General features: G+C 61.8%; 10 protein-coding genes and 6 pseudogenes. 11 read left to right on the top strand and 5 right to left on the bottom strand.

Translation table 11 applies throughout. The features are described 5' to 3' along the window. The first annotated feature begins 41 nt into the window (after positions 1–41). The 5 genes and pseudogenes from ABIF91_RS44905 to ABIF91_RS44885 all read left to right on the top strand — a co-directional run. Positions 42–600 (top strand): annotated as a pseudogene (locus ABIF91_RS44905) (acyl-homoserine-lactone synthase). Positions 601–615: 15 nt separating this feature from the next. Next, on the top strand, positions 616–1,584 hold the full coding sequence (gene trbB / locus ABIF91_RS44900; RefSeq protein WP_028181483.1) for a P-type conjugative transfer ATPase TrbB: 969 nt from the start codon (positions 616–618) through the stop codon (positions 1,582–1,584). Beyond that, a complete protein-coding gene (locus ABIF91_RS44895; protein WP_028181482.1) occupies positions 1,574–1,954 on the top strand; it encodes a TrbC/VirB2 family protein in 381 nt (126 codons plus the stop codon). Before trbB ends, ABIF91_RS44895 begins: the two co-directional genes overlap by 11 nt. Then, positions 1,947–2,246 carry a conjugal transfer protein TrbD gene (locus ABIF91_RS44890; RefSeq protein WP_284282884.1) on the top strand — a complete coding sequence of 100 codons (300 nt, stop codon included), beginning with the start codon at positions 1,947–1,949 and terminating at the stop codon, positions 2,244–2,246. Before ABIF91_RS44895 ends, ABIF91_RS44890 begins: the two co-directional genes overlap by 8 nt. Before the next feature lie 9 nt (positions 2,247–2,255). Next, positions 2,256–2,702: pseudogene (locus ABIF91_RS44885) on the top strand (conjugal transfer protein TrbE); the annotation flags it as partial. A gap of 145 nt (positions 2,703–2,847) precedes the next feature. On the opposite strand, the gene ABIF91_RS44880 reads toward ABIF91_RS44885, so the two are convergent. Then, positions 2,848–3,977 (bottom strand): IS3-like element ISRj2 family transposase gene (locus ABIF91_RS44880; protein WP_086023025.1). Its coding sequence is split into 2 segments (ribosomal slippage): positions 2,848–3,725 and positions 3,725–3,977, totalling 1,131 coding nucleotides; the frame shifts between segments, so codons are not numbered across the junction. Positions 3,978–4,213: 236 nt separating this feature from the next. Between ABIF91_RS44880 and ABIF91_RS44875 the strand changes: the two are divergent. After that, a pseudogene (locus tag ABIF91_RS44875) lies at positions 4,214–5,040 on the top strand (IS3 family transposase); the annotation flags it as partial. A 240-nt stretch (positions 5,041–5,280) separates the two neighbouring features. Beyond that, complete coding sequence (locus tag ABIF91_RS44870) at positions 5,281–6,549, top strand: IS256 family transposase (RefSeq protein ID WP_038952271.1); 1,269 nt, start codon at positions 5,281–5,283, stop codon at positions 6,547–6,549. Positions 6,550–6,578: 29 nt separating this feature from the next. Here ABIF91_RS44870 and ABIF91_RS44865 read toward each other — a convergent pair. Together ABIF91_RS44865 and ABIF91_RS44860 are read right to left on the bottom strand one after the other, a co-directional pair. Beyond that, positions 6,579–6,713: pseudogene (locus tag ABIF91_RS44865) on the bottom strand (transposase); the annotation flags it as partial. A gap of 398 nt (positions 6,714–7,111) precedes the next feature. After that, positions 7,112–7,288, bottom strand: a pseudogene (locus ABIF91_RS44860) (IS256 family transposase); the annotation flags it as partial. On the opposite strand from ABIF91_RS44860, the gene ABIF91_RS44855 reads away from it, so the two are divergent. Beyond that, positions 7,223–8,899, top strand: a complete 1,677-nt coding sequence (locus ABIF91_RS44855; RefSeq protein WP_424579914.1) for a recombinase family protein — start codon at positions 7,223–7,225, stop codon at positions 8,897–8,899. The pseudogene ABIF91_RS44860 and the gene ABIF91_RS44855 sit on opposite strands and share 66 nt — an antisense overlap. On the opposite strand, the gene ABIF91_RS44850 is transcribed toward ABIF91_RS44855, so the two are convergent. Further along, complete coding sequence (locus tag ABIF91_RS44850; RefSeq protein ID WP_424579905.1) at positions 8,887–10,107, bottom strand: IS256 family transposase; 1,221 nt, start codon at positions 10,105–10,107, stop codon at positions 8,887–8,889. The genes ABIF91_RS44855 and ABIF91_RS44850 overlap by 13 nt on opposite strands. On the opposite strand from ABIF91_RS44850, the pseudogene ABIF91_RS44845 reads away from it, so the two are divergent. After that, positions 9,989–11,154: pseudogene (locus tag ABIF91_RS44845) on the top strand (IS256 family transposase); the annotation flags it as partial. The gene ABIF91_RS44850 and the pseudogene ABIF91_RS44845 sit on opposite strands and share 119 nt — an antisense overlap. A 10-nt stretch (positions 11,155–11,164) precedes the next feature. Here the strand turns inward: ABIF91_RS44845 and ABIF91_RS44840 are convergent. Next, a complete protein-coding gene (locus ABIF91_RS44840; protein WP_424579904.1) occupies positions 11,165–11,770 on the bottom strand; it encodes a recombinase family protein in 606 nt (201 codons plus the stop codon). 522 nt (positions 11,771–12,292) lie between these two features. On the opposite strand from ABIF91_RS44840, the gene ABIF91_RS44835 reads away from it, so the two are divergent. Next, positions 12,293–12,631, top strand: a complete 339-nt coding sequence (locus tag ABIF91_RS44835; RefSeq protein WP_424579903.1) for a hypothetical protein — start codon at positions 12,293–12,295, stop codon at positions 12,629–12,631. A gap of 54 nt (positions 12,632–12,685) precedes the next feature. After that, positions 12,686–13,815 (top strand): IS3-like element ISRj2 family transposase gene (locus ABIF91_RS44830; RefSeq protein WP_129557670.1). Its coding sequence is split into 2 segments (ribosomal slippage): positions 12,686–12,938 and positions 12,938–13,815, totalling 1,131 coding nucleotides; the frame shifts between segments, so codons are not numbered across the junction. Positions 13,816–13,954: the final 139 nt, after the last annotated feature.

The raw sequence follows: 13,954 nt of genomic DNA, 5'->3' as shown, positions 1-13,954 counted from the left end.
ACTTGCCTCTGTTCACGCGAACGCGACGGAGGATTCGACGAATGCGGGCAAATGCGATTGGTGCCAACGAGCACGGCGGATTGGGGGCTCTGTTCGATGAGATGCACAAGCTGCGCGCCCGGGTGTTCGCCGGCCGGCTCGGTTGGCGGGTAAAGGTCGAGTACGGCCGCGAGCGCGACGAATACGACGCGCTCGACCCGACCTACATCCTGGCCCTGACAGACCTCGGCGGCGTCGCAGGCTGTGCCCGCCTGCTTCCGACCACGGGCCCAACCATGCTGTCGCATACCTTCCCGCAACTGCTCCCGGGCGGCCGGCTACATGGCAAATCGAACATGGTCGAGAGTTCGCGCTTTTGCGTCGACACGCGAGGCGAGGGGAGGGGAGGGGTTCGATGAGATCGCCACGGCAACGGACGTGCGCCTTGAGCGCATCCTGCACCGGGCGGGCTGGCCGATGACGCGCCCTGGCGGCATAAAGCTCATCGGCGAGACCATGAGCGTCGCCGGCATCCTCCCGGCCGACCAGACAAGCTTCGAACGCATGTGCCCGCCTGGCTATCGATCCGACGTGCGGCGCCTTCAGCGCGTCGCTGCGTGAGCGATGGCGAGCGATATGGCCGAACTTCGTTCTCATCCGCGACTTGTCCGTAAACTTCAGGATGCCCTGGGCGACCAGATCTGTGCCGCGCTCGATGATCCGGCGGTCGTCGAGGTGATGCTCAATCCGGATGGCCGGTTGTTCATTGAACGACTAGGCCAAGGGATGACAGCTGCCGGAACCATGCTGGGGGCGACCGCCGAGATCATCATCGGCAGCGTCGCCCACGCGCTGCAATCCGAAGCCGACGATGAGCGCCCGATCATTTCGGGGGAACTGCCGATCGGCGGTCATCGCTTCGAAGGTTTGCTGCCGCCCGTCGTCGGCGCCCCCACATTCACAATCCGAAAGCGGGCTTCGCGTTTGTTCGATCTCGAGGATTACGTGACACAGGGCGTGATGATGGCCGACCACCTCGCGGTCATCCGCAACGCCATCGCATCGCGCTTGAATATCGTGGTGTCGGGCGGCACGGGCTCGGGTAAGACCACGCTCGCCAATGCCGTGATTGCAGCGATCGTCGCGCACGCGCCGGAGCACCGCCTGGTCATTCTCGAAGACACGGCCGAGATCCAGTGCGCGGCCGAAAACGCCGTCTCGCTTCACACGAGCGACACGGTCGACATGGCGCGCCTGCTCAAGAGCACGATGCGGCTGCGGCCCGATCGCATCATTGTCGGAGAGGTGCGCGACGGCGCCGCGCTCACGCTGCTCAAGGCGTGGAATACCGGCCATCCCGGTGGCATCACCACCATTCACGCCAATAGCGCCGCTTCAGCGCTGCGCCGTCTGGAGCAACTCACGGCCGAAGCCAGCCACCAGCCCATGCGCGAAGTCATCGGCGAGGCCGTTGATCTGATCGTCTCGATCGAACGAACGGATCGCGGTCGCCAGGTCCGCGACGTGCTCCATGTCGAGAGCTTCTCAGCGGGCCAATACCAGACCCAGTCCTATGCCCCGAAGGAGGAGCGCCATGTCGCATAACCGCATGATGATTGTAGGTGCCGGCGGCCTGCTGCTCGCACTCGTGATGTTGGATCCAGTTTTTGCGTCGAGCAGCGGCGGCGGCAATCTTCCCTGGGAGAGCCCGCTTCAGCAGATCCAGCAATCCATCACGGGTCCCGTGGCTGGCTTCATCGCGCTTGCCGCCGTGGCGGTTGCCGGCGGCATGCTGATCTTTGGCGGCGAGCTCAATGACTTCGCGCGACGCCTCATGTATGTCGTGCTGGTCGCGGGCATTCTCCTCGGCGCCACACAGATCGTCGCCTTGTTCGGTGCGAGCGGCGCGTCAATTGGCGACGTCGCGCGCACGATCTCCATTGCCGAAGGGGCAGGGGACCTCGGCCATGACTGAGGTCGGCGCCAATCTAAGGCGTAATCGCATTCACCGCGCGCTGTCCCGGCCGAACCTGCTGTTCGGCGCTGATCGCGAGCTCGTGCTGCTGACCGGCCTTGCCGCCGTCATCCTGATCTTCGTCGTGCTCACCTGGTACGCGGCGATCCTGGGCGCGGCGATCTGGATCGTTGTCGTGGCGGCGCTGCGGATGATGGCAAAAGCCGACCCGATGATGCGACGGGTCTATGCCCGCCACATCGCCTACCGACCCTACTACCGGGCGACCGCGACGCCCTGGCGTCGTTACTGAGGTCCGCTCATGGTCGCGCTGCGCCCATTCCGTCACTCCGGCCCGTCCTTCGCCGATCTCGTGCCGTATGCAGGGCTGGTTGCGAACGGAATCGTGCTGTTGAAGGACGGCTCGCTGATGGCGGGCTGGTATTTTGCCGGGCCGGACTCCGAGAGCTCGACCGACGCCGAACGCAACGAGGTCTCGCGCCAGATCAACACGATCCTGGCGCGCCTTGGCTCCGGCTGGATGATCCAGGTCGAGGCGGTGCGGGTGCCGACCACGGACTATCCGGCGCGGCAGGACTGCCACTTCCCCGATCCGGTGACGCGGGCGATCGACGACGAACGCCGCAGCCGCTTCGAGCAGGAGAGGGGACATTTCGAGTGCCGCCACGCGATCATCCTGACCTGGCGTCCGCCCGAGCGGCGGCGCGCGGGGCTCGCGCGCTACATCTATTCCGATGCCGAGAGCCGAGAGCTGGCCCCGGTTGTTTGGACAGCGCCCCGCTGGATTTAAGTGGATTCCTGCCGGGTTATGCTGAACGCGGGGCTTTACGGTTTTGTCGTTGCGTCGGGAGGGCGTAGCCCGACCAGAGCGACGACAAAACCGTCGGCGACGGTCATGCGGCCATCACCATAGCTTGCGTGCCGAAGTAAGCCTCGTCGGGCGTGCGCCCGTCAAGGCTCGAGTGAGGGCGTCCCTGATTGTAGAAGGCCAGATACTTGGCAATTGACGCTCGCGCCTCGGACACGCTGTCGTAGGCGCGGAGATATACTTCTTCGTATTTGACCGTGCGCCAGAGCCGCTCGACAAACACGTTGTCGCGCCAGGCGCCCTTGCCGTCCATGCTGATGGCGATCTTCGCGTCCAGCAGCACATCGGTGAACTCGAGGCTGGTGAACTGGCTGCCCTGATCCGTGTTGAAAATCTCGGGCCTGCCGTGCTTCGCCAACGCCTCCTGGACCGCTTCGACGCAGAAGGCCGCCTCCATTGTGATCGAGACGCGATGGGCCAGGACCCGTCGGCTGAACACATCGACGACCGCCGCGAGATAGACGAAGCCACGCCGCATCGGAATGTAGGTGATGTCCATTGCCCACGCATGGTCGGGCCGCTCGATCTTCAATCCGCGCAACAGGTACGGGTAGATCTTGTGACCCGGAGCCGGCTTGCTCGTGTTCGGGCGACGATAGACCGCCTCGATCCCCATGCGCTTCATCAGCGTCGCGATGTGGCGGCGACCGGCGTATACGCCCTCCCGCCGCAGCAACGATCGCAGCATACGCGCTCCCGCGAAGGGATAATCGAGATGCAGCTCATCGAGCCGACGCATCAAGGCAAGGTCCTCGGCCGAAACTGGCCGAGGTTCATAGTAGACCGTGCTGCGAGCCAGCTTCAGGACCTTCGCCTGGCGCACGATAGAAAGATCATGACCGCGGTCGATCATCGCTTTGCGCTCAGCAGGCCCGCCTTGGTGAGCGCGCCGGACAAAAAATCGTTTTCCAACGCCAGCTCGCCGATCTTGGCATGTAACGCCTTCAAATCGACCGGCGTCTCGGCCGATGTCTTGTCATGCCCAAACACGCCGGCGGCGCCTTCCAGGAGCTGGTTTTTCCAGATCGTGATCTGGTTCGGATGAACATCAAACAGTTGCGCCAGCTCCGCCAGTGTCTTGTCGCCTTTGACCGCAGCCAAAGCAACCTTCGCCTTGAATGCCGGAGAATGCGTCCGGCGGCTCTTCTTCGTCATCTTCGCTCCTGATTCGCAGCAAGAATCCTCGCCGCTGTCAGGCAGAAAATCCACTCAAGCTACTGTCCGAATTTGCGGGGCCAGCTCTCAGTACTGCGCCGGTCCAAGCGGAAAGTGAACGAACACGCGTCCCGACTGACTTGGCGGATCACCGCTCCTCCAAACGAGGATGATTGAGCTGCTGCCGGTTTGATGGACACCGAGGTTAGAATGTTTCATGAAGCCGGAGGTGGGCGATGAAGAGACGGAAGTTCAGTCGCGAGTTCAAGATCGAGGCGGTCAAACTGGTTAGGGAGCGTGGGGTGTCGGTGGCGCAGGCCGGGCGCGACCTGGATGTCCATGAGAACGTTCTGCGCAAATGGGTGAAAGAGTTCGGCTCCGATCCGGTGCAGGCCTTTCCCGGCCACGGGCAGATGAAGCCGGAGCAACATGAGATCGCGCGGTTGCGCCGTGAGCTCGCCAAGTTAAAGGCCGAGCGGGATATCCTAAAAAAGGCCGCAGCCTTCTTCGCGAAGGAAGCGACATGAAGTTCGTCTTCATCGCGAAGCACCGGGCGATCTGGCCGGTGGCATGGCTATGCGATGCGCTGGGGGTGTCGCGGTCGGGCTTCCATGCCTGGCTGAATCGCTCGCCCAGTGCCAGATCCCGCAGCGACGAAGAGCTCGGCGGCAAGGTGAAGGCAAGCTTCATGGCGAGCGACCGCACCTATGGTGCGCGCCGGGTTTGGCGTGATCTGCTTGCCGATGGGGCGGACTGTGGCCTCCACCAAATCGAACGGCTGATGCGCCTGCAAGGCTTGCGGGCGCGACCGCGACGCCGGCGCTTGAAGGACTTCATTGCCGAGCGGCCGAACCAGAAGTGGATCGCCGACTTTACGTATCTCTGGACGGCCGAGGGCTGGCTCTACGTCGCAGCAGTGATCGACCTGTTCTCACGCCGGGTGGTGGGTTGGTCGATGAGCGCCGCCATGACAGCTTAGTTGGTGACCGATGCCCTGCTGATGGCCGTCTGGCGACGCGGCAAGCCCGACGCACTGTTGCACCACTCCGACCAGGGTAGTCAGGGCGGATTCAAACGGTCGTCGCAACACCAATTGTTATTGTTTTCACTCATGACAGTAATTCGTCAAGCGCTTCTGCCGGCGTTTTCCAGCCCAGTGTCTTTCTCGGTCGGGCGTTGAGGGCCGCTGCTACAGCGGATATTTCGGAGCTATGGCGGAATCTGGGTGATGACGGTGTGAGGAAGGCGGCGTATCGAGGCGGGTGACGAGCCTGCCAGAACCTCTCGAGGAGAGCGATACGCCATGACCGAGACTACCAATGTTCTTGCTTTCCGTCAGCCGTCCGCGGTTGATGATCCACTGACCGATATCGTTCGTGCCGGCGCGCGGGACCTGCTTGCCAGGGCGATCGAGATCGAGGTTGGCGCGTTTCTGGCCAGCACGGCCAATCTGACGCTGCCCGACGGTCGAGCGCGCCTGGTCCGACATGGGCACGGTCCGGTGCGCGAGATTGCGACCGGCATCGGTCCGGTGGAGGTCGCTCGTCCCAAGGTCCGCGACCGCGGAGCGAGCGGGCCAGGCGACCGCCTCCGCTTCAGTTCGGCAATCCTGCCGCTATGGGCGCGGCGGACGAAGAGCCTGGATGCCTTGATCCCGGTCCTCTATTTGCGCGGCATCTCGACCGGCGACTTCCAGGAGGCGCTCTCGGCGCTGCTCGGCAAGGATGCGCCGAACCTGTCGCCTTCGGTGATCGCCGGCCTGAAGGCCGATTGGCAGGTCGAGTACGAACGCTGGCAGAGACGCGATCTGTCGGCGCGTCGCTATGTCTACATCTGGGCCGATGGCGTGTACCTGCAGGCCCGCATGGAAGATCACAGCGAATGCATGCTGGTGCTGATTGGCACCACGCCGGAAGGCAAGAAGGAGCTGATCGGCTTCCAGGTCGGCGTGCGCGAGAGCGCGCAGAGCTGGCGCGAACTCCTGATCGACCTGCGGCAACGCGGGTTACGGATTGCCCCGCAACTCGCCATCGGCGACGGCGCCCTCGGCTTCTGGAAGGCACTGGACGAGGCCTTTCCCGGCACGCGGCACCAACGATGCTGGTGCCATAAAGTGAGCAACGTACTCGACAAGGTCGCCAAATCCGTGCAGGGCCCCATGAAGAACGACCTGCGGAACATCTATCTGGCCCCACACCGGGCCGAAGCTGAAACCGCGATCGACGTCTTCGTCGAGAAATACCACGTCAAATACGGACGTGCGGTGGAGTGCCTGATCAAGGATCGCCATGCGCTGCTCGCCTTCTTCGACTTCCCTGCTGAGCACTGGATCCACCTACGCAGCTCGAACCCGATCGAGAGCGTCTTCGCCACGGTGCGCCACCGAACGGTGCGGACCAAGGGATCGCTGTCGCAACAAACTGCGAAGCTGATGGTGTTCAAGCTCATCGACGCCGCATCGAAGACCTGGCGGCGATTGAAGAGCACGAACCAGTTGCCGAAAGTCATCGCCGGTGTAAAGTTCATCGACGGAATCGAAGTCATTCCGAACACTGAAAGCCACGCCGCCTGATCAGGCCGCGTCACCCAAAATCAGCCATAGCTCGATATTTCGTCGGCGCTGTGGATGCTCAGGTCTGTGCCTTTCGGAAAGTACTGCCGCAGCAACCCGTTGGTGTTCTCGTTAGTGCCGCGCTGCCAAGGGCTTTGCGGGTCGCAGAAGTAGACTTGGATGCCGCATCGATCTTGAGGCGGTCGTGCTGAGCCATTTGGATCCGACGAGGGATGGCGGCTCGAACAAGAGCTCGTCCGTACGCTGCCGAGATGTCCTTGTTGTGTGATCACGTTAGGTTACCGCTTGTGACGCAGAAAGATAGTGATCGCGTCTCAAGGAGGTCGACAGCCGGGGTAGCCTACAAGATCATGTAGTTGTAGTAGTGCTGTTTACGCGGTTCTCTCCTGAAGCTCGTCGCTGACACCGGGGAAGCCATGTCGACAGTTGCCAGCGCAATTCGGCGCCTTTGGTGGCGACGCTTTCGAGGGTGTCAGTAACTCGGTGTAAGATGGTTTCTGTGAGTTTACCTTTGACAGGAGACTCACATGGCTACGGATTTTTCACCTGAGATTTTGGACCAGCTTCTTGCCGGGGGCAGCCTCAAGCCAGAAGACTTAGCCGGCGAAGACGGGCTTTTCAGACGACTGAAGAAGGCCCTGGCAAGCAGGTCCCGCGCGCCGGCACGAACGATATCGGTCAGTGGATCATCAACCGCGGACGGCTGACGGAAAGCAAGAACATTGGTAGTCTCGGTCATGGCGTATCGCTCTCCTCGAGAGGTTCTGGCAGGCTCGTCACCCGCCTCGATACGCCGCCTTCCTCACACCGTCATCACCCAGATTCCGCCATAGCTCAAGGGCGGCTCGGTCTCGTCTTCCAGTTATTCCTGCAGCTGCGCAGCGTTGCCAAGGTCATGCGAGCGTTGAACGAGCGTGACCTGGAACTGCCGCGTCGTGATCGATATGGCGATTTGTGCTGGACGCGCGCGACGCTGGCTGCCGTCGCGGCGATCTTGAAGAACCCCGCATACGCGGGCGCCTTTGTCTATGGACGAACCCGCTTCCGGCCGCCGAAGCGGGAGGGGGCCCTGCCACAAAAGGCTCCGCGGCCGATGGAGGAGTGGCGGATCGTCGTTAAAGATCGATATCCAGCCTATATCGACTGGCCAATTTATGAAAAAATCCGATCCGTCATCAGAGATAACCGAGCCGAATACATGCGCATCAAAACCCGCGGCGCGCCTCGCAATGGCGAGCTCCTGCTCCACGGCATTGCCTGGTGCGCACGATGTGGCCATAAGATGTACGTCCGCTACAAGGGCGGCGGCGAATATGTATGCAATCACCTGCGTACCCAGGAAGGTCAGCCAACCTGCCAACACATCCGCGCCGCCCATATCGATGCAGCCGTTGGCGACGCATTCCTAACCGCACTAGCGCCGGCCGAACTCGATGCCTTGTCGCGCTCCCGCCGGGTGCAGCAGCAGACGAACAATGCGCTACGCTCCAGTGCAGAACGAGAGCTCGAGCGCAAGCGATACACGGCGGCGCTCGCCGAACGGCAGTTCAACCGAGCTGATCCAGATAATCGGTTGGTCGCCTCGGAACTCGAGCGTCGATGGGAAGCGGCGCTAAACGACGTGCGCGCCGCCGAAGAGGCGCTTGCCCGACAGACGCCGCCCAAAGCCATCACACAAGTGGCCATAAGCAAGGAGCTCAACGACAAGGTCATCAGCCTCACCGGCCGCCTCCCGCAGATATGGGGTGACGAGACTATCTCGGATGCGCATCGCAAGGCGTTGTTGCGATGTCTCATCGAAAAGGTCGTTCTCGACCGCGGTGAGCGCGACTTGGCCCTGGCTAGGATCGTCTGGCGGGGAGGCGCCGTGACGGAGCTCGAAGTGAAGATGAGCGTCAACTCCGTCACCAGATTGACGCGAGGCACAGAGATGCGGGAACGCCTTCTGACGCTCGCTCGCGACGGCGTCCCAGACGACAAGATCGCCACAATCCTTACTCGGGAAGGTCACCGCTCTCCCCGTTGCGCCGATAAGGTGCTGCCTATCACCGTTGGGCGGCTCCGTCGTGCCGCCGCCATCAAGGTAACTGCCCAGCGCAGCCGATGGGAGCATGACGACTCATACCTCAGCCCGCCCGAACTGGCCCGAAGGCTCGAGATTCCAGTAAACTGGCTCTATGTTCAGATCCGAACCAAGCGTTTGCTAATTGATCGCCAGCCCAGCGGCGCCTATCTCTTCCCGAATACACCATCCGTTCTTCACGCCATCGGAGACCTTCGAAACCACGTCATCGCGCAACTTGATCTAAGAATCTGTCAGCCTAACAAGGAGGGGCATCAACATGGGTGATCGAACTGGATGGCAAACTGGCCCATTGCGGCCGTCCATGCAACCGGTCGTCGCCAATGGATGCCGGCATTTCTGATGGCGAGGTAAAGCAGCTTCATCGCCGCCTCGTCGTTGGGGAAGCTGCCGCGTGTTTTGATGATCTTGCGCAGCGAACGGTTCAGCGCCTCGACCGCGTTGGTGGTATAGATCATTTTGCGTATCTCCGGCGCGAAGGCGAAGAACGGAATGACGTGCTCCCACGCCCGGCGCCAGGCCGCCCCGATCGCGGGATAGCGCTTGCCCCACTCGGCTTCGAAGTCCTCGAGCCTGAGCAGAGCGGCGTCGGCATTCTCGGCATGATAGATCGCCTTGATCGAGGGAAGGATCGCCTTGCGATCCTTCCAGGACACGAAGGATAGGCTGTTGCGGATCAAATGCACGATGCAGGTCTGGACCATCGCCTTGGGAAAGACGCTGTTGATCGCCTCGGGAAAGCCCTTCAGACCGTCGACGACGGCGATCAGGATGTCGGCGACGCCGCGGTTCCTCAGATCGTTCATGACCTTGAGCCAGAATTTGGCGCCTTCGGTTTGCTCGATCCAAAGCCCGAGCACGTCTTTCTCGCCCGATGCAGTGATGCCCAGCACGACGTAGACTGCCTTGTTCTTGACCATCCCCTCATCGCGAATCTTGACCCTGAGCGCGTCGAAGAAGACCACCGGATAGATCGCTTCCAGCGGCCGGCTCTGCCATTCGCGGACCTCGTCGAGAATCGCGTCGGTGACCTTGCTGATCAGATCGGGGGACACCTCGGTGCCGTAGAGCTCGGCCAGATGGCCCTGGATCTCCCGTACCGTCATGCCCCGCCCGTAGAGACTGATGATCTTCTCGTCGAAGCCGTCGAAGCGGGTCTGGCCCTTCGCGACGATCACCGGTTCGAACGTGCCGGCGCGGTCGCGCGGCACCTCGATCTCGATCTCGCCGTCGTCCGTCAACAGCGCTTTGCTGCTTGTGCCGTTGCGGCTGTTGCCCGACCCGCGGCCCGCCGGGTCGCCCTTCTCATAGCCAAGGTGGTGGGTCAGCTCCGCACCCAGTGCGCGCTCCAGAAGCGCGATCGAGATCGAGGTTGGCGCGTTTCTGGCCAGCACGGCCAATCTGACGCTGCCCGACGGTCGAGCGCGCCTGGTCCGACATGGGCACGGTCCGGTGCGCGAGATTGCGACCGGCATCGGTCCGGTGGAGGTCGCTCGTCCCAAGGTCCGCGACCGCGGAGCGAGCGGGCCAGGCGACCGCCTCCGCTTCAGTTCGGCAATCCTGCCGCTATGGGCGCGGCGGACGAAGAGCCTGGATGCCTTGATCCCGGTCCTCTATTTGCGCGGCATCTCGACCGGCGACTTCCAGGAGGCGCTCTCGGCGCTGCTCGGCAAGGATGCGCCGAACCTGTCGCCTTCGGTGATCGCCGGCCTGAAGGCCGATTGGCAGGTCGAGTACGAACGCTGGCAGAGACGCGATCTGTCGGCGCGTCGCTATGTCTACATCTGGGCCGATGGCGTGTACCTGCAGGCCCGCATGGAAGATCACAGCGAATGCATGCTGGTGCTGATTGGCACCACGCCGGAAGGCAAGAAGGAGCTGATCGGCTTCCAGGTCGGCGTGCGCGAGAGCGCGCAGAGCTGGCGCGAACTCCTGATCGACCTGCGGCAACGCGGGTACGGATTGCCCCGCAACTCGCCATCGGCGACGGCGCCCTCGGCTTCTGGAAGGCACTGGACGAGGCCTTTCCCGGCACGCGGCACCAACGATGCTGGTGCCATAAAGTGAGCAACGTACTCGACAAGGTCGCCAAATCCGTGCAGGGCCCCATGAAGAACGACCTGCGGAACATCTATCTGGCCCCACACCGGGCCGAAGCTGAAACCGCGATCGACGTCTTCGTCGAGAAATACCACGTCAAATACGGACGTGCGGTGGAGTGCCTGATCAAGGATCGCCATGCGCTGCTCGCCTTCTTCGACTTCCCTGCTGAGCACTGGATCCACCTACGCAGCTCGAACCCGATCGAGAGCGTCTTCGCCACGGTGCGCCACCGAACGGTGCGGACCAAGGGATCGCTGTCGCAACAAACTGCGAAGCTGATGGTGTTCAAGCTCATCGACGCCGCATCGAAGACCTGGCGGCGATTGAAGAGCACGAACCAGTTGCCGAAAGTCATCGCCGGTGTAAAGTTCATCGACGGAATCGAAGTCATTCCGAACACTGAAAGCCACGCCGCCTGATCAGGCCGCGTCACCCAAAATCAGCCATAGCTCGCCGCCCTTGCACGGCCATGTCGGGATCCTTAACGACCACACCGCTCGGGTCCCGCATCAGCCCGATTGGCAGCATAACCGCAAGTTCGCCGCGTTCGGCTTTGGCCAGCAGGCCGGCGGTCAGCCGGCTGCGGATCGTATGTAGCTCAAGCTCGGAGATCGAACCCTTCAGCCCGAGAAGCAACCGTCCGTTGGGAGTGCCCGGATCATAGACACCATCGCGGTCGGCGATCAGGCAGCCACGTAGACCACAGATATCCAGGAGCGGATACCAGTCGGTACAATTACGCGCCAAGCGGGTCACGTCGATCGACAGGATGAGTCCCACTTCACTCAGGCCAACACGGCCAACGAGTTCCTTGAAGCCGTTACGCTGTGCTATAGACGCGCCGCTCAACCCGAGATCGGCATCAATCACGTCGATGGCCGCCTCACGCCATCCGAGTTCGCGGGCGCGCTGGCGAAGCGCGTATTGAAGGCGCAGGCTCTCCTGATTGCTTACGACCTGATGGGGCGTCGACTGCCGGATGTAGACTACGGCTTTGCGCGCCAAGTGGCTTGGTGTGACCAGCTCGGACTTCATGAGGGATCTCCGCCAAAATTGCGGCGACGTCTTCGACGATCTGGCGTCGGAGCGCGGGCGTCAGCGTCGACCAAAGATCGGCTGGATCCATGCTCATGTGCGTCGGGACAATCCGCTGTCGATAAAAGCTCGAGTAGAGCCTCCATACTCAGCTTAATCTGATTTGCCTCTTGCTCATAATATTCGATTGCGGTTGCTTGAATCAGAAGACTGCTTCCTGCGCGATACTCAACTTCATACGAAGCGGGAATGCCTCGGCCTCGCTGACCGATCTTCCTAATCACTCGATATGAGCGCCCCCACAAAGGATGGTGGGGGTCCCGAACCTCGACCACCTCCGGAAATGATTCGTCAGACTCACTATCAGGGACATTCCTCAATCCCCTCGTTCGGCGAGCGCTTTGCAGGCTCAGCGGACTGACCCCATGGGGTCAGTCCGCTGACCCCGCAAACCCCTCACAGAGACGCTCTTACACAAAACTTCTGACACTCCCACGCTTTCTTGCTCTTCTGGCGATCATCGTGGTCATTGCTTTGATCGCAGTCATGACCAGCCCCCAGCTTGGCGCGATAATCGAAGCTCTGACGCCGCCTGGTCTCCCTGAACCGGTTTCCGTGAGCGAGCAGGTTTCGCTCGATCAGGGCTGGAACGCCGAGGACGCCGATCGATTCCATCACAAAGCCCAGGGCACGCAAACCTTACCGATCCCGCTGTCAAGGTTTCTCGCCCTGGAAGCGCCGCTGAACTCGCCTTTCGCTATCCCCTTTTTCAAACGAGAACGGTTTGCCGACAACCGCTATTTACTGCGGTTTGGATTCATAAAGTCAGAGCTGGCCCCGCAAATTCGGACAGTAGCTTGAGTGGATTTTCTGCCTGACAGCGGCGAGGATTCTTGCTGCGAATCAGGAGCGAAGATGACGAAGAAGAGCCGCCGGACGCATTCTCCGGCATTCAAGGCGAAGGTTGCTTTGGCTGCGGTCAAAGGCGACAAGACACTGGCGGAGCTGGCGCAACTGTTTGATGTTCATCCGAACCAGATCACGATCTGGAAAAACCAGCTCCTGGAAGGCGCCGCCGGCGTGTTTGGGCATGACAAGACATCGGCCGAGACGCCGGTCGATTTGAAGGCGTTACATGCCAAGATCGGCGAGCTGGCGTTGGAAAACGATTTTTTGTCCGGCGCGCTCACCAAGGCGGGCCTGCTGAGCGCAAAGCGATGATCGACCGCGATCATGATCTTTCTATCGTGCGCCAGGCGAAGGTCCTGAAGCTGGCTCGCAGCACGGTCTACTATGAACCTCGGCCAGTTTCGGCCGAGGACCTTGCCTTGATGCGTCGGCTCGATGAGCTGCATCTCGATTATCCCTTCGCGGGAGCGCGTATGCTGCGATCGTTGCTGCGGCGGGAGGGCGTATACGCCGGTCGCCGCCACATCGCGACGCTGATGAAGCGCATGGGGATCGAGGCGGTCTATCGTCGCCCGAACACGAGCAAGCCGGCTCCGGGTCACAAGATCTACCCGTACCTGTTGCGCGGATTGAAGATCGAGCGGCCCGACCATGCGTGGGCAATGGACATCACCTACATTCCGATGCGGCGTGGCTTCGTCTATCTCGCGGCGGTCGTCGATGTGTTCAGCCGACGGGTCCTGGCCCATCGCGTCTCGATCACAATGGAGGCGGCCTTCTGCGTCGAAGCGGTCCAGGAGGCGTTGGCGAAGCACGGCAGGCCCGAGATTTTCAACACGGATCAGGGCAGCCAGTTCACCAGCCTCGAGTTCACCGATGTGCTGCTGGACGCGAAGATCGCCATCAGCATGGACGGCAAGGGCGCCTGGCGCGACAACGTGTTTGTCGAGCGGCTCTGGCGCACGGTCAAATACGAAGAAGTATATCTCCGCGCCTACGACAGCGTGTCCGAGGCGCGAGCGTCAATTGCCAAGTATCTGGCCTTCTACAATCAGGGACGCCCTCACTCGAGCCTTGACGGGCGCACGCCCGACGAGGCTTACTTCGGCACGCAAGCTATGGTGATGGCCGCATGACCGTCGCCGACGGTTTTGTCGTCGCTCTGGTCGGGCTACGCCCTCCCGACGCAACGACAAAACCGTAAAGCCCCGCGTTCAGCATAACCCGGCAGGAATCCACTTAAATCCAGCGGGGCGCTGTCCAAACAACCGGGGC

Origin of the sequence: Bradyrhizobium sp. USDA 241, from assembly GCF_049739505.1 — a bacterium.
GTDB classification, from domain to species: domain Bacteria; phylum Pseudomonadota; class Alphaproteobacteria; order Rhizobiales; family Xanthobacteraceae; genus Bradyrhizobium; species Bradyrhizobium liaoningense.
This window is presented reverse-complemented; position numbering and strand designations above follow the sequence as displayed.